Origin of the sequence: Shewanella sp. ULN5 (assembly GCF_030731885.1) — a bacterium.
GTDB lineage: Bacteria > Pseudomonadota > Gammaproteobacteria > Enterobacterales > Shewanellaceae > Shewanella > Shewanella holmiensis.
In genome coordinates this window covers 10684-34424 of record NZ_JAPJEE010000004.1, presented here as the reverse complement: position 1 = coordinate 34424, position 23741 = coordinate 10684, and the positions used below count along the sequence as shown (strand labels likewise).

The following is a 23741-nucleotide window of genomic DNA, read 5'->3' as shown; positions in this document are numbered from 1 at the left end:
TTGTTGATTACTTGTTTCAAATGTGATTTTATTGCGCTGTAAATGTGATTTTGTAGTCGCAATTGTTACAGGTCGTCATTAACCAGCATGTTAATTAATGAACTGTTGGAATTATAAGAAAGACAAATATGTCCAGGGAGATAGACAATGCTTAAGAACGTATTAGCTAATTCAGTGCGTGTAGCACTACTCGGCGGTGCTGCAGCTGCTGCATTTAGTGCCCCAGCAGTATTTGCTGCTGAGGAAGAAACTTCAGAAGGTCTTGATAAAGTAGAGCGAATTGAAATTACTGGTTCAAGATTACGCTCAACAGATATGCAGGGTTTTTCACCAGTCCAAGTTCTAGATTCAAAAGACATTGACATGTCTAGTGTGGCTAACATACAAGAACTTTTACTTAAAAACCCTGCATTTGGTTCACCAGGTATTAGTCGTACAAATTCAAACTTTTCTACAGCAAGCGCTGGTGCTGCAACAGTAGATCTTCGTAATCTTGGTTCTTCACGAACTTTGGTTCTTGTCAATGGCCGCAGATTTGTGGCAGGTGTACCTGGTGAAAGCTCAGTAGATTTAAACTCTATACCAACTCAGTTTATTGAACGAGTTGAGATTATGACTGGTGGCGCATCTGCTGTTTATGGTTCTGATGCAGTCGCTGGTGTTGTAAATATTATTTACAAAAAAGAATTTGAAGGTATTGAATTCGATTTCCAAAGAGGACAAAGCTCTGAGGGTGACTCTGATGAAACTCAACTTCAGTTTACAATGGGTACTTCTTCAGCTGATGGTAAAGGCAATATAATGCTACATGGTGCTTACACACAGCAGGGAGCTGTTTTTTCAAAAGACAGAGAGCGTTCAGCTGTTGACCAAGCATCATCAGGAGCATTCTTTACAGGTTTACCGGAAGATATGTTTACTCCGCAAAGACCTTTTTATTCAAGCTATGCTCCGCAAGGTCGTTTTTTTGCTGGCGCAGATCAATATACATACAATAGCAAGGGCGAGTTAGTTAAAGGCTGGTCCACTAATGGTTCAGATACTGCTGAGGCTAATGGTTTCAATCGTAGTGAATATCGAACGATTGCTATTCCTACTGAGAGATACCTATTAGCCGGTACTGGTAAATATGAATTTGTTGATGGGTGGAATGCTTTCCTTGAAGGTACATATGCAGCAACATCAACAAAAACCAAATTAGAACCATTCCCAATGTCCTCAGATGATATTTTTTCTGCTTCAGGTGGACAAATGCCTATTGAGTATGAATCATTTATCGAGAGTATGACTAACCCTGGTGAATATGAGCGTACAGTAGTTCGAAATGCTTTTATTCCTGATGCGATGTATAACTCTGCAACTGATACCAATGGCGATGGACTTAAGGATATTTTCTTTACACGACGCCTAGCTGATGTTGCCGCTCGTGGTAACGTTGCTGATCGAGACACATTTAGAATAGTTGCAGGCGTAGATGGTGAGATTACTGATGGTTGGTATCTAGATGCTTTCTACGGTTATGGTCAAACTAAAGAGTCACAAGTGTCAAGTGGTCAGTTTAACTCTTTGAACTTCCGTTCAGCACTCGAAGCAGTTACAGATGCTGATGGCAATGTAGTTTGTCGTGATGCAACAGCTAGAGCACAAGGTTGTGTTCCTGTAAGTGTTTTCGGTGCAGGGTCAATATCAGCTGCTGGTGCTCATTATATCCAGGCTCCAGGTTTATTAGCCACACTAACTAGCCAAGAAACCGCTGGTTTAAATATTTCTGGTGATATTGTTGAACTTCCTGCTGGTGCACTTGGTTTGGCTGTTGGTACTGAGTACCGTAAAGAGTACTCTCGTAGTGAGTTTGATGCATTACAACAATCAGGTTTGAATGGTGGTAATGCTATTCCTCGTACTGAGGGTGAGTTTGATGTCACCGAATATTTTGCAGAGTTAAATGTACCGATATTAGATGGTGTGTTTATGGCTGAACAATTAAATCTTCGAGGCGCTTATCGTTGGTCTGATTATTCAACTGTGGGTAATACTGACAGCTGGAACGTAGCTTTAGATTGGGCTCCAATAGATGAGGTTAGATTCAGAGCTATTAGAGCACAATCAACTCGAGCACCAAATATTAATGAACTGTATTCTCCTCCAAGTCAAACTTTCCCTTCAGGATTAACTGACCCTTGTTTAGGTGTAACTAATACTTCTTCTGGTGCAGCAGATGCTGCCTGTAGAGCAGATGCAGGTGTATTAGATAACATTAATGCTAATGGTGCATTTACCCTAAATCAATCAGATTTACAAGGTATTAGTGGGTTCAATCGTGGTAATACTCAACTAGGACCTGAAAAAGGTAAATCTTGGACATTTGGTGTAACGATTTCACCAGAAGGAATTCCTGTTGTAGAAGATTTTGATTTCAATGTTGATTATTTTGATATTACAATTGAAGATGCAATTGTATCAACACCTCGCCAGTTTATTCTTGATGAATGTTATGGTGGTGATCCTTCACTATGTTCTTTTGTGACTCGTCGTCCGCAAGCTGCAGGCGCAAATAGCGCAGGTTCACTTGAGTACATTGACTCTGCAGTGACTAACAGTGGTGGATTCGCTACCGAGGGTATTGATTTAGTTGTAAGTTATGCTAAAGATTTACAGGACTACTCGCTTACTGGCCAACTTAATGCTCGAGTTTCATACACTCATGTTATAGATGGATACACAACACCTTTACCTAATTCAGCTGATGATAACTTTAACGGAGAAATAGGTTCACCAGAAAACAAGTGGTACTTATCACTGGGTTACACATGGGAAGATGTTACTGTTGCTTGGAATACTACCTTTATCGGTGAATCCTTCTTAGATGATAGCTTTCTTTCTGGCTATGATTTAGCACCTGAATCTGTAGGTGTTGGTTCTGTTACTTATCATGATCTTAATGTTTCATACCGTCCATGGGATGTTGCTGAGTTCTATGTTGGAGTTAACAATATCTTTGACCAGGACCCTCCAGCAATTATTACTGGTTTACCTGGTAACTCTACTGGTGCGGAAACTGATGCCGGAACTTATGATGCCATTGGTACTAGATATTATGGTGGTGTAAGACTTAGATTCTAATTTATAATAAACTGTTCCAATGCCGCCCAATTTAAATGGGCGGCATTTTTCTACAAAGAAAAGTGAGTTTTACACGATTGCATATTCCTAATAAAATTTCTGAGTTATGATAACAGATTGACAACTCATTTTTTATCAACATATTGCTGAGTTTAACTCAATACAAATACACGCTATTGCCGTTACAATGATTCCCTGTTGATAGTGTAGTACAAAGTTAAAATATGAATTTATGATCTCTCAATGCCATTTTTTATATCGAACTATAGTTGAAGCTACTAAGTCACCTCAGATGTTGAGGTATCCCCACGAATTTAATAAGATGCTTGTTGATCCTTGGTTAACGATTGAAGTGTTCAAATTCCTGCTGCCAGTTAGACTTGCACGTGACTGTTTACTCAGTCTCGCTTAATCAGATGTTGCCACTTTACTTGTAGACCCTTAGCATTGCGTTTAAAAATTACTAATACCAAACCGCATTAGACTTTGCTTAGATTGGTCCAGTTTCGAGCGCATAAACTTTTACCCTGTCATTGCACTGAATAAAAGTATTCCAGGCATTGCAACACTGCTCAACAATATCGTTATAACTTTCAAAACTACCTAGTAGCCAAACAGTTCTGCCTTAACCATTGCCATACCTGCTCTATTGGGTTTAGTTCTGGAGAATAAGGTGGCAATTTAAGGACTGATAAATTATTAAAGTCTTTATCTATATCATCCGTATGCCACCCTACGCCATCAATGATAACAAGAGCATATCTATCCGAGTGGGTAGCTTCTGAAATTTGCTTCAAGTGTTACCAAATAGCGGCTCTATTAACAAAGGGGGTGACCAAAGCTTCTGTTTCTCCCGTTGCGGGGCAGACAGCACCAAATAGGTAAGCATATTCAAATTGTTGCTGTAGATCTGGCCAAGGTTAAACTTGATAAAACCAGGCATACAAATGGCAATATCGCCATTGAATTGATATCTGAAGTCAATTGCGAAGCTTTACCTTTTGAATCTGAAGCATTTGATTTTTGTATATCACAATTTGGAATAGAATATTCTTCTATATTACAAACATTGTCTGAAATAGCTCGGGTTTTAAAAGAAAAAGGACAATGTCTTGTCGTTCTTCACCACATAGACTCCAGAGTTTTAAAAACAAACCGCAACATTTATCAACTTATCAATCAAGCTTATTTGGATAGTTTATTACGTAACATGAGCAAGCTTGTTGTGGCAATGGGCGAGGTTCGAACCCATGAGGATGTTATTAAAATAAAGCAAGATAAAGAGTGTGAAGCGCTAAGGCATCAAATCAATAAAGATATAAAATCCCTTGTGCAAACTGATGAATCAACGGCAAAAGAAAGTGAGTTGATGATGTACTTAGGCCAATTTTTCACTCAAGGCATGTTTTGGCCTGTTAGCCGAAAAGTTGAATTTATCCATTTTATTGAACAAGAAATATCATCATCAAAAGAAAGACTTTCTGAACTTTTAAAGGCTGCTGTTGATACACAAAAATTGGATAGTATTTTATGTGAAGCTAGGAAGCTCAATCTTGTTGTGCTTAAATCCGAAATGGTTGTAGAAGGTGAAGAACCTATTGCTTATAAATTGTGCCTTAAAAAAGATAATGCTGATAAAAATGCCTAGAAAAAGGCAGTGTTTACTAAAAAATACGCACTTAATGTATAGAAAATAAACTTTCAAATAAAAAAGACAGACTAACACATCTTTCCAGTTCTTTTAGATGTTCCCAAATGTTGACACAGGTCAACATTTTGTGAAATGATGCCAGCGGGTCTATACCTTAGCGGGTATAGAAAAGGGAAGAAAAACTAACAATCACAAGAGAAAGATAGACTTACAGTTGTTAACGCTTTATTAACATTGTTATCAGGCATTTACAATTGTACTTTCTACACTTTTTTAATTCACTTCAAATTGGTTGGGAACTATGTCCAAGGTAAGCAATAGAACAAAAATCGCTACTGCACTTGTTGGCGCACTGGCATTAGCTAGTAGCAACTTGGTAGTTGCAAATCCTCTTGCCGATGTGCAAAAGGCGGACAGCAAAATTCACGCAGAATCTGCAGCATCACAACAAAAAGTTGATAAATATTTTGACCAAGCTCAAGACATGTTGTTTGAGTATGGCAGTGTTGCTGATGAGCGCGAATCGCTGAAGTCTTATAATGACTACGTAGCTGGTTTGGTAGCTGATCAACAAAATTCAATGGATGCAATTCAAACTGATATCAACGGTGTTGACCGTTTACGTCAAGGTGTTGTGCCATTAATGTTCAAAATGGTTGAAGCCTTAGAACAGTTTGTTCAATTGGATTTACCATTCAACACTGAAGTTCGTAAAGAGCGTGTTGAAAATTTAAAAAATATTCTTAATACAGCTGAAGTTACATTAGCTGAAAAATACCGTCTAATCCTAGATGCATACAGCATTGAACGTGAATACGGTAACTTCGTTGCAGTTAACACTGGTAAGCTAAACCTTGATGGTAAAGAAGTATTAGTTGATTTCTTTAACTTAGGCCGTGTTGCTTTGTATGCGCAAAGTTTAGACCAAAAAACAGCTTGGATGTATGACGCTGATGCTAAAACTTGGAACAAGTTAGAAGACAGCTATTTACGCGACATCACCAAAGGTATTCGTATTGCTCGTAAGCAAGGCGCTCTAGACCTATTCGCATTACCAATTCCAGCTGCGGAGACTGCACAATAATGAAGAAGTTAATTACATCAGCGCTAGTAGCTGCAACTTTCTCTTTAACAGCCGGTATGGTTTCTGCTGCAGATGCACCAAAAACTATTGACCAACTGTTACAACAAGTGAAAGTTGACCGTGCTAACGAAGGCAAAACAAACGCTAAACGTGAAAGAGAATTCCAAGCTGAACGTGGCGATAAAGCATCTCTACTTAAACGTGAAAAAGACGCGTTAGCCGCTGAAAAGCAACGTGGTAAAGATCTTAACCAAGCGTTTTTAGATAACGAGCGTAAGCTTGCTCAGCTAGAAGAAGATTTAAAAACAGCTCAAGGTGACTTGGGTGAAATGTTCGGTGTTGTTAAAGGTGAAGCTGGCGATTTCGCTGGTAAACTGGCTGCATCAAACATCAGTGCACAGTTCCCTGGTCGTGATGCATTCGTCGCTGATCTAGGTGCGCGTAAATCATTGCCAAAAATTGAAGAACTAGAGCAATTCTGGGAAGCTCAATTATTCGAAATGGTTGAATCTGGTAAAGTTGTTAAGTTTGATGGTGCTGTAACGGCTATCGACGGTAACGTTGTTAATACTTCAATTCACCGTGTTGGTCCTTTCAACTTAACTGCTGAAGGTAAATATGTTGTTTTCAAACCTGAATTAGGTTTAATTCAACAATTATCACAGCAACCAGAAGGTTACCAAGTAAGTGCTGTAGGTTCGTGGGAAAACACCACTTCTGGTACAGCGCCTTTCTATATCGATCCTGCTCGCGGTGTGTTACTGAATATCTTCACTAACAAAGCAAGCTTAGAAGACCGTTTAGAAGCGGGTGGAACAATTGGTTATATCATTCTTGCTTTACTAGCATTAGGTATGTTGATTGCAGTTGAACGTTTAATCACTCTTACTATTGTTGGTGGTAAAGTGAACAGTCAACGTAAAAACATCGATAACCCTGGTAACAACGCATTAGGTCGTATCTTAAAAGTTTATCAATCAAACAAAGATGTTGATGTTGAAACTCTAGAGTTAAAACTTGACGAAGCTATCCTAAAAGAAACACCTGCTTTAGAAGCGCGTATTTCTATCATTAAAGTTATTGCTGCTATCGCACCTATGATGGGTCTTTTAGGTACAGTAACCGGTATGATTGCAACCTTCCAATCTATTCAATTATTCGGTACTGGTGACCCTAAATTGATGGCAGGCGGTATTTCTATGGCACTTATCACGACGGTTCAAGGTCTAATCGCTGCATTACCGTTAATGTTATTACACGCTGTAGTTGTTGCACGTAGCAAGTCTATCGTTCAAGTTCTTGAAGAACAAAGCGCCGGAATCATTGCAGAGCACGCTGAGAAGAGGGCTGACTAATGATGCTAATCCTGATGGACATATGGGATTCCGTCAGGGGCTTCATGGCCTCCGGAGGCGACGTCCTCTGGTTGGTAGCAGCTGTGCTTTTCCTAATGTGGGTTTTAATGCTTGAGCGTTACTGGTATCTGAATTGGATATCACCAAAGCAACATCAAGCTATTATTGCATCATGGGAATCAAGAGACGAAACAACTTCTTGGCATGCACACCGTATCCGTGAAGCTTGGGTGTCCCAAGCGAAGCAAGATTTGAATGCACGTATGCTGTTAATCAAAACCCTAGTAGCCATTTGTCCAATGATTGGTTTATTAGGTACCGTAACCGGTATGATTTCAGTATTCGATGTGATGGCAGTTCAGGGGACGAGTAATGCTCGTTTAATGGCAGCTGGTATCTCAATGGCCACAATGCCTACAATGGCAGGAATGGTAGCAGCTCTTTCAGGTGTTTTCTTTAGCACCCGTTTAGACTCAAAAATGAGAATCAGTTTAGAAAAGCTAAAAGACAGCATGCCTCACCACTAGAGAGAGATTGAACATGGCACGTAAGAAGCATTCCAGTATGGAAGAGGAAGCTCAAATTGATATGACCCCGATGCTAGACATCGTGTTTATCATGCTGATCTTCTTCATTGTAACAACATCGTTTGTTAAGCCATCAGGCTTAGACTACAACAAGCCTAAAGCGTCACAGGCTACGTCTAAACCTTCGGCAAACATCTTTATTGGCATCAGTAAAACTGGTGTGATTATGATGGAAAACCGTCAGGTTGATATCGAGCGTGTAACAGCTAACGTTGAGCGTATGTTAGCTGAAGCACCAGAGGCAGCAGTTCTTATTCAAGCAGACAAAGACACTCAGCATGGCTTAGTGGTTAAAGTGCTTGATAACGTTAAAGCTGCCGGTATCGACAAAATTTCTGTATCAGCGGGGAATGAGTAATATGCTAAGAGCACTCGTATCAATCATCATTGGTGCCGCAGTGACTTTTGGTCTGTTCGCCTTCATGGCATTCTTGGTCGGCGGCGGTGCACAACGCAACGATGAGTCGACTGAGACCCCTGTTATTGAAATTACGATGGATAAGCAGGATTCGAAGGCACAGAAGAAACCAAGGGTGACTCCTAAGCCACCACCACCACCAGAGCAACCACCGAAGCCGGATACAACTCCGCCAGATGCTTCAAATAATATTGATACGAATATGTCGTTCAATATGGGTGGTGTTGAAGCTGGGTCAGCATCTACAGGCTTTAAGCTTGGTAACATGATGACTCGTGATGGTGATGCTACACCTATTGTTCGTATCGAGCCTCAATATCCTATTGCAGCAGCTCGTGATGGTAAAGAAGGTTGGGTACAACTGTCATTTACCATTAACGAATTAGGCGGTGTTGATGACGTTTCTGTTATCAAGGCTGAACCAAAGCGCTTATTTGATCGCGAAGCAATTCGTGCATTAAAGAAGTGGAAATACAAGCCTAAAATTGTTGATGGTAAGCCATTAAAACAAACAGGTATGACTGTTCAACTTGACTTTTCATTAGATAAGGGAGGTCAATAATGCGTAACGTTACAACTATAGCAACCGCACTACTACTTTCTGTCTGTGGAAGTACTATGTTGGCCAGTACCGCAATTGCAGCTGAAAAGTGTGAAATTGATAAACGTCAATCTCGTGCTGTTGGTGAAAGTGCGGCTAAAAAAGTTCAAAAATCTTTTGAAGCTTATACTGAAGGTAATTTAGATCAGGCTATTTCTATATTATTAGAAGCGAATGCTAAAAACGATTTCGACAAAGCGTATGTCGATCGTATGTTAGGTAACTTCTATGCAGAAAAAGGCCAGATGTCTACCGCTATCAAGTATTTAAAGACAGCTGTACAAGCTAACATTCTTGGTGGAACAGATCACGCTGCAACAATGCGTTTGTATGCCGATTTGTTACTTCAAGAGCGTAAGTTTAAAGAAGCTATTCCATACTATTATAAGTGGATGGAGTTTACCTGTAAGGCTGATTCTCAAATGTATCGCCGTATAGGTATCGCCTACTCTGAATTAAAAGAGTGGAATAAGGTACTTGAAGTTGCAGATAAAGGTTTAGCGTTAGCTGAAGCACCTGATAAAAACTTATATCAAATGAAGTTAACCGCTTTCTTTAACCAGAAAAAGTATAAAGAAGCTGTAAAAGTCCTTGAGACTATGGTGCCTTTATTCCAAGACGATAAGCGTCTCTGGGTACAGTTAGCGCAATTCTATTTGATGACTGAAGACTATGATCGTTCTTTAGCAACTTATGACTTAGCTTATAAAAATGGTTTCTTGGAGACTGATGGCAACATCACTCGTTTAGCACAACTTTTAGCGCAAAAAGGTTCGCCTTATAAAGCGGCTAAAGTTTATGAAAAACACATGAAATCAGGTTTAATTCCAGAAAACGAGAAGACACTTAATATTCTTGCTGGTTTTTACCATAATGCTAAAGAGTTGAAAGAAGCTGCAAGTTACTATGGTAAAGCAGCAGCCTTAAGTAACGATGGTGAGTTGTATTTGAAGCAAGGACGTATTTTGTCTCTTGATCAAAAATTCAAAGAAGCGATTCCTGTACTTGAAAAAGCGCTTGATTCTGGGATAGACAATCCAGGTGAAGCTCAATTCGAGTTAGCGCTTGTTCACTTAAGTCTAAAGCAATATAAGTCAGCTTATAATCGTGCAGTTCAAGCATCGAAAGATAAGAAGACAGCAAGAAGTGCAAATAGTTATATTTCTTATATCAAAGAAAAAGCACGTATTCATAACGTTGCTCTATAACTTGTTCTTCCGTTAAAAAAGCCCCGCAAGGGGCTTTTTTTATGTCAATTGATTCAACAGCAGGCTTTTGATGTAATGTTTATTCTCGTTTTAGAAAGCCCCCTTTCAAATATTAGACAACTCATTATTATGACTGGTTAATCACAAGAATCTGTCCCAATGGCAAACGGACATTAAGGTTTCAAAGCTTTATAGATTCACACTGTTTTTCGTATTCCAACATTCAATCAAATACTACATTTTAGTGGATGTTTATCAGTGCTTGATGTTGATCGTGGTCCAGTTCAAGTTGGCTTGATAATGACTCTACCTGAACAAACAATCCTTCAATATTTTTATCATCACTTGGGATACAAATCCCACCTGCAAGTTTGTAGTCAATACTAAAATTATGGTCTTTACCGTATTTTTCCTTAAATTCATTTATTTGGGCTTCAATGCGAGCTAACACGACTTGAGTCCCTTGTTCATCAACATTAAATAATCCCAGCGCAAAGTGATTAGTATCTAACCTAGCAATTAAGTCAGTTGCGCGTAAAAGTGCCTCTTGTACCTGATTGGTAAATAATTCCAGTAAATGAGGTTGTTTTACTGTTTCATGAATGTGCGGGCAAAGATACAATAGCGCTAAGCTTTGTTTTTCTCGTAAATGTCGATGCCATTCACGATTAAACACTTCCATAAAATATATTTGATTGTAAACACCAGTTTCAGGATCTCGGAAGCTTGAATTGCGAAAAGAATAGATCATTGAGTAACTCCATTGAATATTCTTATTTAATTATAGATATGATTTTTGATTCATGTGTAAAAGGACTAATAAAAATGAAGAAAACCTTTCTTGCGGCCAGCATATCGTTATTATTTGCGATTCAAGGTTGTGGCGACAAAAGCTCTCAACAAGTCGCTAACACAACAAGTCCTGCAGAAGCTGTAACGGCAGAGGCAGAAAAAGCGAGTATTTCTGCGAAACAATCATATTTAACTATGGTTGAGAATTTTTTTCAGGAGCAACTAAAGCTAGAACCTATTTACGCGACTTTTGTTGGTGTAAATCAATATAACGACCAGTTTGGTGATTCATTATCTGAAGACTATCTCAAAGCTCGCCATGATCTTAATGCTAAGTATTTTTCCGAAGCTAAAAAGATTGATGTGGATGCGTTGCCGTCAGATTTAAAGCTGAGTTACAGCATGTTTATCTATGACCGAGATATGGCATTGATGAGTGAGACATACCCAGAACATTTTCTTCCAATGAACCAGTTTTATAATACGGTATTTACCATGGTGCAATTGGGGTCTGGTGAGAGTGCTCAGCCATTTAATACCGTTGAAGATTATCAAAACTGGCTGTCCCGTTTAAATGGGTTTGTCACTTGGCTGCAATTAGCCCAAGTTCGTATGGAAGAGGGCATCAATAGCAAGGTTGTCTTGCCAAAAGTACTTGTTGATAGAATGCTCCCTCAGCTCGCTGCTCAAGTTGTTAGCAACCCAGAAGACAGTTTATTCTATTCGCCTATCAAATTATTGCCGGATTCTTTTACTGATGAGCAGAAAAGTCTGTTAGATCAAGATTATAAAACTTTCCTGTCAGTTAAATTAATTCCGGCACTGACTGAGCTTCGTGATTATGTTCAAAACTCTTACTTACCAAATGCAAGATCGTCGGATGGTTGGTGGGGATTACCTAACGGTAAAGTGTGGTACCAGCACTTGGCAAATAGCCATACAACAACAAAAATGCCTGTTGATGAAATCCATCAAATCGGTTTATCTGAAGTGAAACGTATATTAGCTGAAATGGATAAAGTACGTGAGCAGGTTAAATTTGAGGGCGATTTGACAGCTTTCTTTGCTTCTCTTTCTTCAGAGCCGCAATATTTTTTCACTGACAAACAAGATTTGATTGATGGTTATATGGTGTTGAAAGATTCAATCAATCAAGTACTACCTAATTACTTTAATGTTATGCCGAAAGCGGATTATGTTGTAAAACCGGTTGAAGCTTTCCGTGAGCAATCCGCCGCTGGCGCATCTTATGAATCACCAGCGGTTGATGGTTCTCGACCTGGTGTGTTCTATATCAATACTTTTAACTTAAAAGCACAACCTAAGTGGGGCATGACCACCTTATCTTTACACGAAGCTGCACCAGGCCATCACTTTCAAATAGCGATTAAGCAGGAGTTAACCGGCGTACCAGAGTTTCAACGTTTCCAAGGTTATACTGCATTTGAAGAAGGTTGGGCTTTATATGCTGAATACTTAGGCATTGAAATGGGACTTTTCTCAGATCCTTATCAATATTTTGGCAAACTATCAGATGAAATGTTACGAGCCATGCGTTTAGTGGTGGATACTGGTTTGCATGCAAAAGGCTGGAGCCGTGAACAAGCGATTCAATATATGAAAGACAACTCACCTATGGCTGAGTCGGATATTGTCGCCGAAGTGGAACGTTATATGGCTATTCCTGGGCAAGCTTTATCATATAAGGTTGGTCAATTAACCATTCTTAAGTTACGAGCAGAAGCCGAAGCTAAGTTAGGTAACAAGTTTGACATTAAGGGGTTCCATGACCAAATTTTGACTACGGGTTCATTGCCAATGGCAGTGATGGAAACAAAAGTAGCAGATTGGGTTGAGTCTGAATTAGCAAAACACTGATAGCATCGAGTGTGTCACTTATCTGATTTATGTTAAGGTATGTGGCACATTAAATCTTTATCTAAAATATGTAGGAGTAAGAATGGTACAAGCAACAGCAAGACATTTGTTAGTCAGCACTGAAGAGCAATGTAACGAATTAAAGCAACAAATCGAAAATGGCGCTGAATTTGCTGATATAGCGAAGTCTTATTCTTCATGCCCATCTGGTTCTCAAGGTGGCGATTTAGGTTCTTTTGGGCCAGGAATGATGGTTAAAGAGTTCGACGAAGTGGTTTTTAGTGCACCTCTTAATACTGTTCAAGGTCCTGTGAAAACTCAGTTTGGTTATCATTTATTAGAAGTGACTAGCCGAGGTTAGGTGTTAATGTATTAGGCTTGATTGAAGCCGGCATTAAAGGAATAAAGGCGGCTTATGCTGCCTTTATTGTTGGAGAGGAAGTTAATGGATATTGCACTTTATAGTGACAGATTGATAGTCAGAAACTTGCAACATAAGGATTGGCCTAACTTCCTGATGATGCACCAAAATATCGAAGTTAATCAGTATATTCGTGAATTGGCTGTTGAGACGGAAATTAAATTAACCTTCCAGAAAAGATTAACTTCATGGTCTCTAGAAACAGGGCAATGGCTCACATTAGTTGTTGAAACTCTCGATAATCAATTTGTCGGGCTGACGGGGTTTTATTGTCAAGATCTGTATTCAAAAAGAGTCGAAGTCGGTTATTTAATTGCACCTAATATGCAAGGTAATGGATATGCCACCGAAAGCTTACAGGCGGTTATTGATTGGGGGCGATTGCAATTTGATATTCATAAATACGTCGCAGTGTGTGAGCGTGGTAATTTAGCTTCTCAAAAGGTCTTAACAAATTTAGGCTTTATATTAGAAGGAAAGTTGTTACAACACACCTACCTACATGGCAAATGGGTTGATGATTTTCAATTTGGCCTTATCCTCGATTAAAAATGCTTGGGCACACCAGGTTTCTATGGCTGAGCTAGTACAGCTGAGCGCACCATTATGGCTAATTTATCGTCCCAATAGGCATTACTAATTTGCAAACATATTCAAGATGCTGTTTTTTGGGATGTTAAGCGAGCATTAATACATTTATTCCCGCAGATAACTTGCTTTTGTCACTATTTGGCTGCAGATGCTATCTAATTGTAAATAGAAAAAGTTTTCACTGTAAATTCCAATCAATATTGCTTCTTTTCCTAAGAGCTTTATCACATAATACCAAATACAATTGAAAATAATTCTCGTTAACACTGGAACTTTGATCTAGGTAAAGTTTTCATTGTGCAAGCTTGTTTAGAATTGGCTGGTAATTAATGTTGTATAAGGTGACCTTGAATGAAACTTAGTGAGCTAAGTCCAGGTGATAAAGCGACCATTTGTCAAATTGGACATTTATCTCTTCCGCAAACGGTAAAGCGTAAATTGCTTTCTATGGGGATCACCCCAAATACTCATTTTAGTCTAGTGCGTCGAGCGCCAATGGGCTCAGGTGTTGAGTTAAATCTTCGAGGTAGTCATATTTGTATGCGCAAAGACTTAGCGGATGTAATTGAGGTGGTAGTACAGCATGACTAAACAATTTCATTGTGTCACCGTAGGTAATCCAAATGCTGGCAAATCAACACTTTTTAATGCCTTAACGGGTTCTAACCAGCAAGTCGGTAACTGGTCTGGCGTAACGGTAGAAAAGAAAACTGGCCAATTCTCACTTGCTGATACTGAGGTGTTTTTAACGGACTTACCCGGTATTTATGACTTGTTACCAGCGGGCAACAGTTGCGACTGCTCGTTAGATGAACAAATCGCCCAGCAATATCTCGCTGAGCAAAAAGTGGACGCCATAATCAACCTTGTCGATGCGACCAATATTGAGCGTCATTTGTACCTAACAGTGCAATTGCGTGAACTTGGTATTCCGATGGTTGTGGTGCTGAACAAAATTGATGCGGCTAAAAAACTTCAAATAGATATTGATATTGAAGCCATGATTAACGCATTAGGTTGTCCGGTAATTTGTGTTTGTTCGCGTGATTCAGGCGATGTTGAATCGGTGAAAGCGAGTGTTTTAGCTATTGTGAATGGCGATGTTGAAGAAAAAGCACTACAACTTAAATATCACCCAGAGATTGAACAAAGTGTTATCACCTTGCAACAACAGTCTGAGTTACATCAATTGCCATCCCTAAGTCGGGGGCGTGCACTGGCCATGTTAGGTAATGGTAATGGGTGCGGTAGTTGTGACAGTAGTCAGCTAAAAGATGTTGTTAGCGCTTGCACATTAAAAGCTGAAGCCAGTGGTGAAGATATTGAAGTGATGGTTGCCGCTACGCGCTATGACTTTGTCGAACATATTTTTAAAGCTTCGGTTAATGTGGGTCAACATCTCAGCATGACCGATCGACTCGACAAATTTGTACTTCATCCTTTTCTCGGCATCCCAGTGTTTTTATTTGTGATGTATCTGATGTTTATGTTCAGTATCAACGTCGGCAGCTCATTTATTGACTTCTTTGATATCACTGCTGGTGCGATTTTTGTTGATCATTTTGGTGCCATGCTTAGTTCGATAGGCTCGCCTGAGTGGTTAGTGACGATTCTTGCTGGCGGTGTAGGGCAAGGCATTCAAACTGTTGCAACCTTTATTCCGGTTATTGCGGCATTATTCTTGGCGCTATCTGTGCTTGAGGCTTCAGGTTATATGGCCAGAGCCGCCTTTGTTGTCGATGGCTTAATGCGCCGCATCGGTCTTCCAGGTAAAGCATTTGTGCCAATGATTGTTGGCTTTGGTTGTTCTGTACCTGCGATCATGGCAACCCGAACATTAGGCAGTGAGCGTGAGCGTATTGTCACTGGAATGATGGCACCGTTTATGTCTTGCGGTGCTCGTTTACCTGTCTATGCATTATTTGCCGCGGCCTTCTTTCCAGAGTCTGGCCAAAACTTAGTTTTCCTGTTGTATATTATTGGTATTTTAGCGGCGATTGGCACGGGCTTGCTTCTGCGTCATACCGTACTACCTGGCACTAGCAGTGCAGTGGTAATGGAGCTGCCTAGCTATGAAATGCCAAGAGCTAAAGCGGTATTTTCTCGTACAATCAAACGCACCAAAAGTTTTATAATGGGTGCGGGTAAAACCATTGTTATTGTTGTTACGTTACTCAACTTTATCAATGCGATTGGCGTTGATGGCAGCTTTGGTCATGAAGATAGCCAAGAGTCACTACTCAGTGTTGCCAGTCAGCAAGTGACACCTTTGTTTGCTCCTATGGGAATAGAACAAGATAATTGGCCTGCAACAGTTGGCATTATTACCGGTATTTTTGCTAAAGAAGCAGTTGTCGGCACATTAAACAGTCTGTATAGCTCAGCAGATTCTGGAGATGAAGCATTAGCGCCGTTGAGTGATACCTTTAATGAAGCATTAAGAACCATTCCGGAAAACTTATTGGGGATAGCGCCAGAGGACCCGCTTTCAATTGATGTAGGAAGTGTGGCGGATATTGATACTGCAGCAGAAGAGTTAGCGGTAGATAAATCAACGTTTAGTGCATTACAGTCAGGTTTTAGCGGTCAAGTTGCCGCGTTTTCATACTTGCTGTTCATTTTGCTTTATACCCCATGTGTTGCTGCTATGGGGGCTTTGGTCAATGAGTTTGGCATGAAATGGGCACGTTTTGCTGCTTTGTGGACCTTTGCTTTAGCATATGGCACTGCAACAGTCGTTTACCAAGGGGCAACATTTGCTAAGCATCCTATGCAATCAACCGCCTGGATTGGTTTCTTCATGCTGGCGTTAGTGATTTTCTTCATCTGGTTAAAGAAGAAAGGCCAGAAAGCTCAGCAAATTATCCCTGGTATTAAAATTATTACCGGCTAGCTAATTAATAGATAAATTTTGACCAATAAACCCAGATTTTGCTGGGTTTATTGTTTTTTTCGCTATTTTTTTTGTGCAATAGTTGTAACTGTTAGAGATCTGTAGGATCATCTATTTTTTGACAATATTGCCATCGTGTGCCAAGAGGATTTTCATGAGTCAAGTGGACACCGAAGTACGTCCAAGTAACTTCATTCGTAATATCATTGATGAAGACCTAAAAAGTGGTAAGCACAACCAAGTGCACACCCGTTTCCCGCCTGAGCCTAATGGCTTTCTGCATATAGGTCACGCAAAATCAATTTGTTTGAACTTTGGTATCGCTAAAGATTACCAGGGACAATGTAATTTACGTTTTGATGATACTAATCCTGAAAAAGAAGATATTAACTACGTTAAATCTATCCAGGAAGATGTGCGCTGGTTGGGATTTGAGTGGTCTGGCGATATTCGTTATTCATCAAATTATTTTGACCAATTGCATCAATATGCCGTTGAGTTAATCACCAAAGGATTAGCTTACGTTTGTTTCTTAAACGGCGAACAAACCCGTGAATATCGCGGCACATTGAAAGAGCCTGGCAAAAATAGTCCATATCGCGATACTTCTGTTGAAGAAAACCTCACGTTATTTGAAAAAATGCGTAAGGGTGAATTCAAAGAAGGCGAATGTGCACTGCGCGCAAAGATTGATATGGCATCACCTTTTATGTGTATGCGTGATCCGATTATCTATCGTATTCGTTTTGCACATCATCATCAAACGGGTGATGAATGGTGCATTTATCCCATGTATGATTTTACCCACTGTATCTCTGATGCGATGGAGAACATCACCCATTCGATTTGTACACTAGAGTTTCAGGACAACCGACGTTTGTACGACTGGGTGTTAGACCATTTAGATGATTTTCAGGCGCCTAACCGTACTCGTCAATATGAGTTTTCACGCTTAAACCTTGAATATACCTTAATGTCTAAGCGTAAGTTGAATGACTTGGTTACTCGTAATCTGGTTAGTGGTTGGGATGACCCTCGTATGCCGACGATTGCGGGCTTACGTCGTAGAGGTTATACGCCTGGTGCTATTCGTGAGTTTTGTCAACGCATTGGCGTGACTAAACAAGATAACTTAGTGGAAGTAGGTATGTTAGATGCCTGTATTCGTGAAGAGTTAAACGAACATGCACCACGTGCGATGGCCGTACTGCGTCCCATTAAAGTGGTTATTGAAAATTATCCACATGCTGAACCTGAAAGTATTCAAGCTGCGGCGCATCCATCGAATGAAGCCATGGGCACTCGCGAGCTATTTTTCGGACGTGAGTTGTTTATCGATGCTGAAGATTTTAAAGAAGAAGCAAATAAACACTTTAAACGTTTAGTTTTAGGCAAAGAAGTGCGTTTACGTAATGCTTATGTCATAAAAGCTGAGCGTTGTGAGAAAGATGCCGAAGGTAACGTAACGACGGTTTACTGCAGCTACGATGATGAAACATTAGGTAAGAATCCTGCTGATGGTCGCAAAGTAAAAGGCGTGATCCATTGGGTGGAAGCATCATCTGCTAAACCTGCTGAATTCCGCTTATACGATCGTTTATTTACCGATGCCAATCCAGCGGCGTTCGATACGGTGGATGAAGTGATTAACCCTAATTCATTAGTGGTATTAAATGGTTTAGTTGAGCCGAGTTTAGTTTCAGCTCCTGCTGAAAAAGCTTATCAGTTTGAGCGTGAAGGATATTTCTGTGCTGACAGTAAAGACTCAAGTGCAGAGCACTTAGTGTTTAACTTAACTGTTCCGTTAAGAGATTCATTCGCTTAAATCATCTTATGTAATTAAGGCGCATTGTGCGCCTTTTTTGTTATTTAACCGTGTGGAAAATCGATGAAAATAGTTGCTGATGAAAACATGCCTTATGTTGAGGAATTATTTGCTGAATTTGGCCAAATTGAATTTGTAAACGGCCGCACCTTAACCGCAGAGCAAGTGAAAGACGCCGATGTCTTATTAGTTCGTTCTGTGACTAAGGTGAATCAGGCTTTAATCGATCAGGCTACCAAGCTCATTTTTGTTGGCAGTGCCACCATTGGAACCGACCACATTGATGTCGATTACTTGCAACAAAGAGGTATCGAGTTCTCAAATGCGCCTGGGTGTAATGCAACTGCAGTAGGTGAATTTGCTTTTATCGCATTGTTAGAGCTTGCTAAGCGATTAGGTACTCAATTAAAAGGAAAAATAGTTGGTATTGTTGGCGCAGGTAATACAGGTACTGCCGCTGCTAAGTGTTTCGAAGCTTATGGTTTGCAGGTTTTATTGTGTGACCCGATTAAACAAGCCGAGGGTGATAGCCGTCTATTTGTGGCGCTTGATGAATTAATTGCAAAAGCTGATGTTGTCTCGTTGCACGTGCCTATCACTAAAGTGGGCCCACATAAAACATGGTACTTATTTGATGAAGCAAGACTTAATACATTAAAACCAAACACCTGGTTGATTAATTGCTGTCGAGGTGAAGTGATCGATAATCACGCCCTTATCAAAATGAAACAAGCGCGAAATGATATAAAAGTCATACTTGATGTGTGGGAGGGTGAACCAAATCCTATTGCAGATCTGGTTCCCTTAGTCGAGTTCGCTACCCCTCACATTGCGGGCTACAGCCTAGAAGGTAAGGCAAGAGGCACTTTTATGTTATATCAAACCCTGTGCCGAATATTACAACAACAAGCGACTAAATCGCTTGTGGACTTATTGCCTCCATTTGAGTTTCAGCAGTCACTCAATACCGCAAGTTTAGATGAAAGTCACTTACTCAAAATGTGTCGTTTGGTATTTGATCTTCGTGATGACGATGCGTTATTCAGGCAATCATTTCATACCTCTGCAGGTTTTGATTTACTGAGAAAGCAACATACTCATCGACGTGAATTTAGTGCATTAGCCGTCAACTCTTGCATTGACAATGCATTTTCTGCAAGTTCAGATTGCATAAAAATGTTATGGTCATTGGGGTATTCACAGTAATAATTGCTATTTATTAGGTATTCTTTACCTATTTTGCTACAAGTGTAGTCAGTTGAGAAAAAATCAGCTAAATCGCGACATTTTTCACTATTCAACCCTAGCATAAGCTCAATAAACTAGGTAGATTGTCAGTTCAATAAGATTATTAGGAGTCGGACGTTAATATGTCTCAAGAATTTAATGTTGTCGTTTTAGGTGCATCGGGCGCAGTGGGTCAAACAATGATTGAGATCCTTGAAGAGCGTAATTTTCCGGTTGCTAAGTTATTTCCTTTAGCGAGTAGTCGCAGTGCTGGTGAAACCGTTAGTTTTCATGGTAAGCAAGTTGAAATTCTTGATGTAGAAAAATTCGACTGGACTCAGGCGCAAATCGGGTTCTTTTCGGCTGGTGGTGATGTGTCTGAAAAATGGGCTCCCATTGCTGCTGAAGCGGGCTGTGTTGTGATTGATAATACTTCTCACTTTAGATATGACATCGATATCCCATTAGTAGTGCCAGAGGTTAACCCTGAAGCCATTGCCGATTTTCGTAACCGCAATATTATTGCCAATCCGAATTGCTCAACCATTCAAATGTTGGTTGCATTAAAGCCAATCTATGATGCCTTTGGTATTACACGTATTAACGTGGCAACTTATCAATCGGTATCGGGAACAGGCAAAAAAGCTATCGATGAATTAGCCGGACAATGTGCTAAATTATTACAAGGTTTACCTGCAGAACCAAGTGTTTATCCAAAACAGATCGCTTTTAACGTGTTACCGCAAATCGATAAGTTTATGGAAAACGGCTACACCAAAGAAGAAATGAAAATGGTGTGGGAAACACAAAAAATATTTGCTGATAGCGAAATCGTGGTTAACCCAACAGCGGTTCGTGTGCCAGTGTTTTATGGCCACTCTGAAGCGGTTCACCTTGAAACCCGTGAGCCTGTTGATGCTGAAGCGATAAAATCTGTACTTCGTGATGCTCCAGGTGTAGTACTTTTTGAAAATGATGATGATTATCCGACAGCAGTAACAGACTCTGCTGGGCATGATCCTGTTTTTGTTGGACGTATCAGAAAAGATATTTCTCATTCTCATGGTATAAATTTATGGGTAACGGCCGATAACATTCGTAAGGGTGCGGCGTTAAACAGTGTACAAATTGCTGAAATTCTCATTCGTGATTACTACTAAGTAACCGATGAATTAACTATTACCTCAGGTAATAGAGTGATTTAGTGTAAAAAGCCCGCATATTGTGGGCTTTTTTAGTTTTAGGCTTGTCTCGATGTAGCAGGGCTGACAAACTTAGTTTATAGTCGTAAAAATGCCAAAATTTCATTAATCAATAACAACTAACGAAATTTATAAGCATATAACAAACGAAAAAATGACCTAAAGCCAGTTGTCATGATGACAAATATTTCGCGCTAAAAGGGAAGGACTGAATGACATCTCGTACTTCATATTGGGTGGGTTTACTTTTATCTGCCACCACAGCAATCTCCGCAAGCCAACTTTTGCTTTCGGCTCAAGCCGATACGCTTAAAATTACCGGGCCCAATGGCGAGGTTAAACAAGCACGGCAGTATGGTCCGACTACCCCTTCTGATACTTTCTGGAGCATCGCTCAAAAAGTCCGCCCCAACGATAGAATTACGATTTATCAGGTGATGTCGGCATTATTTGATGCCAATCCGCATGCATTCAGTGACAATAATTATAACTCGTTAGAAAAAGGTATGATTTTAGCCATACCTTCAGCTGAAGTGATGGCGGCGATACCAAAAGCGCAGGCTAAATTACGTGCTGAACGTGATGACAGATTAGCCAGAACAGCTAAGCCTGCAGTAACACCAAAACCTTCGGTCAACACCAATGTGGTGAAGCAAGTCCAAGCAAAACCCGTTACTCCAGAAAAGCCATTACAGATCACCCCACAGCAACCTGTTGTTGCAAATGTTGAGCCCCTTAGCGCAGCTAAGAAGAATGAAATGGCGGAATTAAATAACGAACTCGACAAGGCTAACAATAAAACCTTAATGCTGACCGATGAGCTTGCAAGAGCACAAGATCAGCTGATGGCAACCCGTAGTGATAATCAAGTTTTAAAACAAAAAGTTGAAGAGCTGACTCAGATCATCAGTAACCTGGAAGAGGATGTTCAATTTCAACTTGAAAAGCATCAACTTTTAGTCAATAAAAATGAAATGTTAGCCACTGAATTGGAAGAAGCTAACAAACCTGCTATTGAACAACCCACTGACTTTTGGCGTAATCTGACAAATAATACCGGCTTGTTGATTGCAGCTGCGGCGTTACCTATTTTACTGCTTTTTGGGGTAATATTTTTAATATTACGTCGTCGTGCTAACGCAAAAGATGATCCCAAATCAGCCCCTGAAACGGTTTCAGAACCTAAAGCAGCGGCTTCTGATGCAAACAATGATAACGATTTAGAAGACCTAGCCGTTCATCTTGATAGCGATGATGAAGAGTCTATTGATGATCTTCTCGATTTAGACAGTTTAGATATGCAGCCTGAAACCGAGCTGCACATTGATGATGAACAGATGGACATGGCTGCGGCTATGTTCATTGAGGAGCCTGATACAGCGCAAGAGCCTGTTGCTGAAGAGGATGATGACGTCACTTCATTAGATGATCTTTGGGCTGAAGCTATGGAGGAGCAAGACTCTGAACTTGACCCTTTAGAAACCGATGAAGATCTGGATAATTTACTTGCAGGGTTAGATGACGATGATCTGGATGAGCCCGCAGTATCTGCTGCTCCGGAAGATGATTTAGATGCATTATTGGCTAATATTGATAACGAACAACCGGCAGACATCATTGATGAAGTAAAATCCTCATCAGTATCAAGTGAACAAGATAATATCGATGACCTTTTGGCTGGTTTTGAGATGTCAGCCGATGATGTTGATGAGCCTGAAACGCTGAGCGACAATCCAGATAGTAACAATGTCAATGAAGACGATATCGACTCTCTGTTAGCTGGATTTGATGTTGATGACAGTGAGGCTGTTTCTAAATCATCAGAAAACGATGAGTCGATAGCCAATATTCCTGCCGATACTGAAGCCGATGATGATATCGACGCGTTGTTAGCCAGCTTTGAAACGCAAAAGACTTCTGAAGAACCAGAAGATGATGATATCGATGCACTATTAGCCAGCTTTGATGCTCAAGATGACAACGAAACACAAGATGCGCCAAGCACTGCCGAACATAACTCAGACGATGCTAACGAAGACCTAGCCGACGCCATCGCAGCTGAACTAGAGTTAGACGATGATCTTGCTAACAAAGACGTTGATGTTGCAGAAGATGATGATATCGATGCGCTGCTAGCCAGCTTTAATGCTCAAGATGCTAACGAAACACAAGATGCGCCAAGCACTGAAGATAGCTCTGAGGATGATAACGAAGATCTCGCCGATGCCATCGCCGCTGAACTAGAGTCAGACGATGATCTTGCTAACAAAGACGTTAATGTTGCAGAAAATGATGATATCGACGCGCTACTAGCCAGCTTTGATGCTCAAGATGACAACGAAACACAAGATGCGCCAAGCACTGCCGATGATAACTCAGACGATGATAACGAAGATCTCGCCGATGCCATCGCCGCTGAACTAGAGTCAGACGATGATCTTACTCACAAAGACATTAATGTTGCTGAAGATGATGATATCGATGCGCTGCTAGCCAGCTTTGATGCTCAAGATGCTAACGAAACACAAGATACACCAAGCATTGCGGATACCTCAGAGGATTATAACGAAGACCTAGCCGATGCTATCGCCGCTGAACTAGAGTCAGACGATGATCTTGCTAACAAAGACGTTGATGTTGCAGAAGATGATGATATCGATGCGCTGCTAGCCAGCTTTGATGCTCAAGATGCTAACGAAACACAAGATACACCAAGCATTGCGGATACCTCAGAGGATTATAACGAAGACCTAGCCGATGCTATCGCCGCTGAACTAGAGTCAGACGATGATCTTGCTAACAAAGACGTTGATGTTGCAGAAGATGATGATATCGATGCGCTGCTAGCCAGCTTTGATGCTCAAGATGCTAACGAAACACAAGAT

General features: G+C 40.4%; 18 protein-coding genes and 1 pseudogene. 17 read left to right on the top strand and 2 right to left on the bottom strand.

All coding sequences use genetic code 11. The features are described 5' to 3' along the window. The first annotated feature begins 147 nt into the window (after positions 1-147). Complete coding sequence (locus ORI98_RS05365; RefSeq protein ID WP_306134540.1) at positions 148-3123, top strand: TonB-dependent receptor domain-containing protein; 2976 nt, start codon at positions 148-150, stop codon at positions 3121-3123. Positions 3124-3602: 479 nt separating this feature from the next. On the opposite strand, the pseudogene ORI98_RS05360 reads toward ORI98_RS05365, so the two are convergent. After that, a pseudogene (locus tag ORI98_RS05360) lies at positions 3603-4028 on the bottom strand (IS630 family transposase); the annotation flags it as partial. On the opposite strand from ORI98_RS05360, the gene ORI98_RS05355 reads away from it, so the two are divergent. The 7 genes from ORI98_RS05355 to ORI98_RS05325 all read left to right on the top strand — a co-directional run bounded on the left by ORI98_RS05355 (position 3980) and on the right by ORI98_RS05325 (position 10027). Then, entirely contained in the window at positions 3980-4771 is a 792-nt protein-coding gene (locus tag ORI98_RS05355) for a class I SAM-dependent methyltransferase (protein WP_306134539.1), read from the top strand. The pseudogene ORI98_RS05360 and the gene ORI98_RS05355 sit on opposite strands and share 49 nt — an antisense overlap. 304 nt (positions 4772-5075) lie before the next feature. Beyond that, positions 5076-5858, top strand: coding sequence for a DUF3450 domain-containing protein (locus ORI98_RS05350; RefSeq protein ID WP_261299851.1), 783 nt, complete (start codon positions 5076-5078; stop codon positions 5856-5858). Then, the gene (locus tag ORI98_RS05345) at positions 5858-7213 is read left to right on the top strand and encodes a MotA/TolQ/ExbB proton channel family protein (RefSeq protein WP_306134538.1); all 1356 of its coding nucleotides are present in this window, start codon (positions 5858-5860) and stop codon (positions 7211-7213) included. Before ORI98_RS05350 ends, ORI98_RS05345 begins: the two co-directional genes overlap by 1 nt. Continuing rightward, positions 7213-7740 carry a MotA/TolQ/ExbB proton channel family protein gene (locus ORI98_RS05340; protein ID WP_306134537.1) on the top strand — a complete coding sequence of 176 codons (528 nt, stop codon included), beginning with the start codon at positions 7213-7215 and terminating at the stop codon, positions 7738-7740. The genes ORI98_RS05345 and ORI98_RS05340 overlap by 1 nt, the downstream gene beginning before the upstream one ends. Before the next feature lie 13 nt (positions 7741-7753). Beyond that, on the top strand, positions 7754-8158 hold the full coding sequence (locus ORI98_RS05335; RefSeq protein ID WP_160053370.1) for a biopolymer transporter ExbD: 405 nt from the start codon (positions 7754-7756) through the stop codon (positions 8156-8158). A gap of 1 nt (position 8159) precedes the next feature. Beyond that, positions 8160-8780 carry an energy transducer TonB gene (locus ORI98_RS05330; RefSeq protein ID WP_306134536.1) on the top strand — a complete coding sequence of 207 codons (621 nt, stop codon included), beginning with the start codon at positions 8160-8162 and terminating at the stop codon, positions 8778-8780. Then, on the top strand, positions 8780-10027 hold the full coding sequence (locus ORI98_RS05325; protein WP_306134535.1) for a lipopolysaccharide assembly protein LapB: 1248 nt from the start codon (positions 8780-8782) through the stop codon (positions 10025-10027). Before ORI98_RS05330 ends, ORI98_RS05325 begins: the two co-directional genes overlap by 1 nt. A gap of 241 nt (positions 10028-10268) precedes the next feature. Here the strand turns inward: ORI98_RS05325 and ORI98_RS05320 are convergent, their stop codons facing one another. Continuing rightward, positions 10269-10778, bottom strand: coding sequence for a diguanylate cyclase domain-containing protein (locus ORI98_RS05320; protein WP_306134534.1), 510 nt, complete (start codon positions 10776-10778; stop codon positions 10269-10271). 74 nt (positions 10779-10852) lie between these two features. On the opposite strand from ORI98_RS05320, the gene ORI98_RS05315 reads away from it, so the two are divergent. The 9 genes from ORI98_RS05315 to ORI98_RS05275 all read left to right on the top strand — a co-directional run. Further along, complete coding sequence (locus ORI98_RS05315; protein WP_306134533.1) at positions 10853-12697, top strand: DUF885 family protein; 1845 nt, start codon at positions 10853-10855, stop codon at positions 12695-12697. 82 nt (positions 12698-12779) lie between these two features. Beyond that, positions 12780-13058, top strand: coding sequence for a peptidylprolyl isomerase (locus ORI98_RS05310; RefSeq protein ID WP_188842783.1), 279 nt, complete (start codon positions 12780-12782; stop codon positions 13056-13058). Between the two features lie 84 nt (positions 13059-13142). Continuing rightward, entirely contained in the window at positions 13143-13667 is a 525-nt protein-coding gene (locus ORI98_RS05305) for a GNAT family N-acetyltransferase (protein ID WP_306134532.1), read from the top strand. Positions 13668-14060: 393 nt separating this feature from the next. After that, the gene (locus ORI98_RS05300) at positions 14061-14300 is read left to right on the top strand and encodes a FeoA family protein (RefSeq protein WP_188842787.1); all 240 of its coding nucleotides are present in this window, start codon (positions 14061-14063) and stop codon (positions 14298-14300) included. Next, entirely contained in the window at positions 14293-16602 is a 2310-nt protein-coding gene (feoB, locus tag ORI98_RS05295; protein ID WP_261299844.1) for a Fe(2+) transporter permease subunit FeoB, read from the top strand. The genes ORI98_RS05300 and feoB overlap by 8 nt, the downstream gene beginning before the upstream one ends. 154 nt (positions 16603-16756) lie before the next feature. Further along, positions 16757-18427: a glutamine--tRNA ligase gene (gene glnS / locus ORI98_RS05290; protein WP_306134531.1), complete on the top strand. Its 1671-nt coding sequence runs from the start codon at positions 16757-16759 to the stop codon at positions 18425-18427. Positions 18428-18490: 63 nt separating this feature from the next. Then, the gene (locus ORI98_RS05285) at positions 18491-19633 is read left to right on the top strand and encodes a 4-phosphoerythronate dehydrogenase (protein ID WP_306134530.1); all 1143 of its coding nucleotides are present in this window, start codon (positions 18491-18493) and stop codon (positions 19631-19633) included. Between the two features lie 164 nt (positions 19634-19797). Then, positions 19798-20814, top strand: coding sequence for an aspartate-semialdehyde dehydrogenase (locus ORI98_RS05280; protein ID WP_306134529.1), 1017 nt, complete (start codon positions 19798-19800; stop codon positions 20812-20814). A gap of 254 nt (positions 20815-21068) precedes the next feature. Continuing rightward, positions 21069-23741, top strand: a 2673-nt coding sequence (locus ORI98_RS05275) for a FimV/HubP family polar landmark protein (RefSeq protein ID WP_306134528.1), incomplete at its 3' end; no start/stop codon positions are given.

Coding starts and splice junctions, on each gene's coding strand:
- ORI98_RS05345 (WP_306134538.1), top strand. CDS start 5,858: ATGAAGAAGTTAATTACATCAGCGCTAGTAGCTGCAACTTTCTCTTTA.
- ORI98_RS05325 (WP_306134535.1), top strand. CDS start 8,780: ATGCGTAACGTTACAACTATAGCAACCGCACTACTACTTTCTGTCTGT.
- ORI98_RS05320 (WP_306134534.1), bottom strand. CDS start 10,778: ATGATCTATTCTTTTCGCAATTCAAGCTTCCGAGATCCTGAAACTGGT.
- ORI98_RS05315 (WP_306134533.1), top strand. CDS start 10,853: ATGAAGAAAACCTTTCTTGCGGCCAGCATATCGTTATTATTTGCGATT.
- ORI98_RS05300 (WP_188842787.1), top strand. CDS start 14,061: ATGAAACTTAGTGAGCTAAGTCCAGGTGATAAAGCGACCATTTGTCAA.
- ORI98_RS05305 (WP_306134532.1), top strand. CDS start 13,143: ATGGATATTGCACTTTATAGTGACAGATTGATAGTCAGAAACTTGCAA.
- ORI98_RS05365 (WP_306134540.1), top strand. CDS start 148: ATGCTTAAGAACGTATTAGCTAATTCAGTGCGTGTAGCACTACTCGGC.
- glnS (WP_306134531.1), top strand. CDS start 16,757: ATGAGTCAAGTGGACACCGAAGTACGTCCAAGTAACTTCATTCGTAAT.
- ORI98_RS05340 (WP_306134537.1), top strand. CDS start 7,213: ATGATGCTAATCCTGATGGACATATGGGATTCCGTCAGGGGCTTCATG.
- ORI98_RS05285 (WP_306134530.1), top strand. CDS start 18,491: ATGAAAATAGTTGCTGATGAAAACATGCCTTATGTTGAGGAATTATTT.
- ORI98_RS05335 (WP_160053370.1), top strand. CDS start 7,754: ATGGCACGTAAGAAGCATTCCAGTATGGAAGAGGAAGCTCAAATTGAT.
- ORI98_RS05310 (WP_188842783.1), top strand. CDS start 12,780: ATGGTACAAGCAACAGCAAGACATTTGTTAGTCAGCACTGAAGAGCAA.
- feoB (WP_261299844.1), top strand. CDS start 14,293: ATGACTAAACAATTTCATTGTGTCACCGTAGGTAATCCAAATGCTGGC.
- ORI98_RS05350 (WP_261299851.1), top strand. CDS start 5,076: ATGTCCAAGGTAAGCAATAGAACAAAAATCGCTACTGCACTTGTTGGC.
- ORI98_RS05330 (WP_306134536.1), top strand. CDS start 8,160: ATGCTAAGAGCACTCGTATCAATCATCATTGGTGCCGCAGTGACTTTT.
- ORI98_RS05280 (WP_306134529.1), top strand. CDS start 19,798: ATGTCTCAAGAATTTAATGTTGTCGTTTTAGGTGCATCGGGCGCAGTG.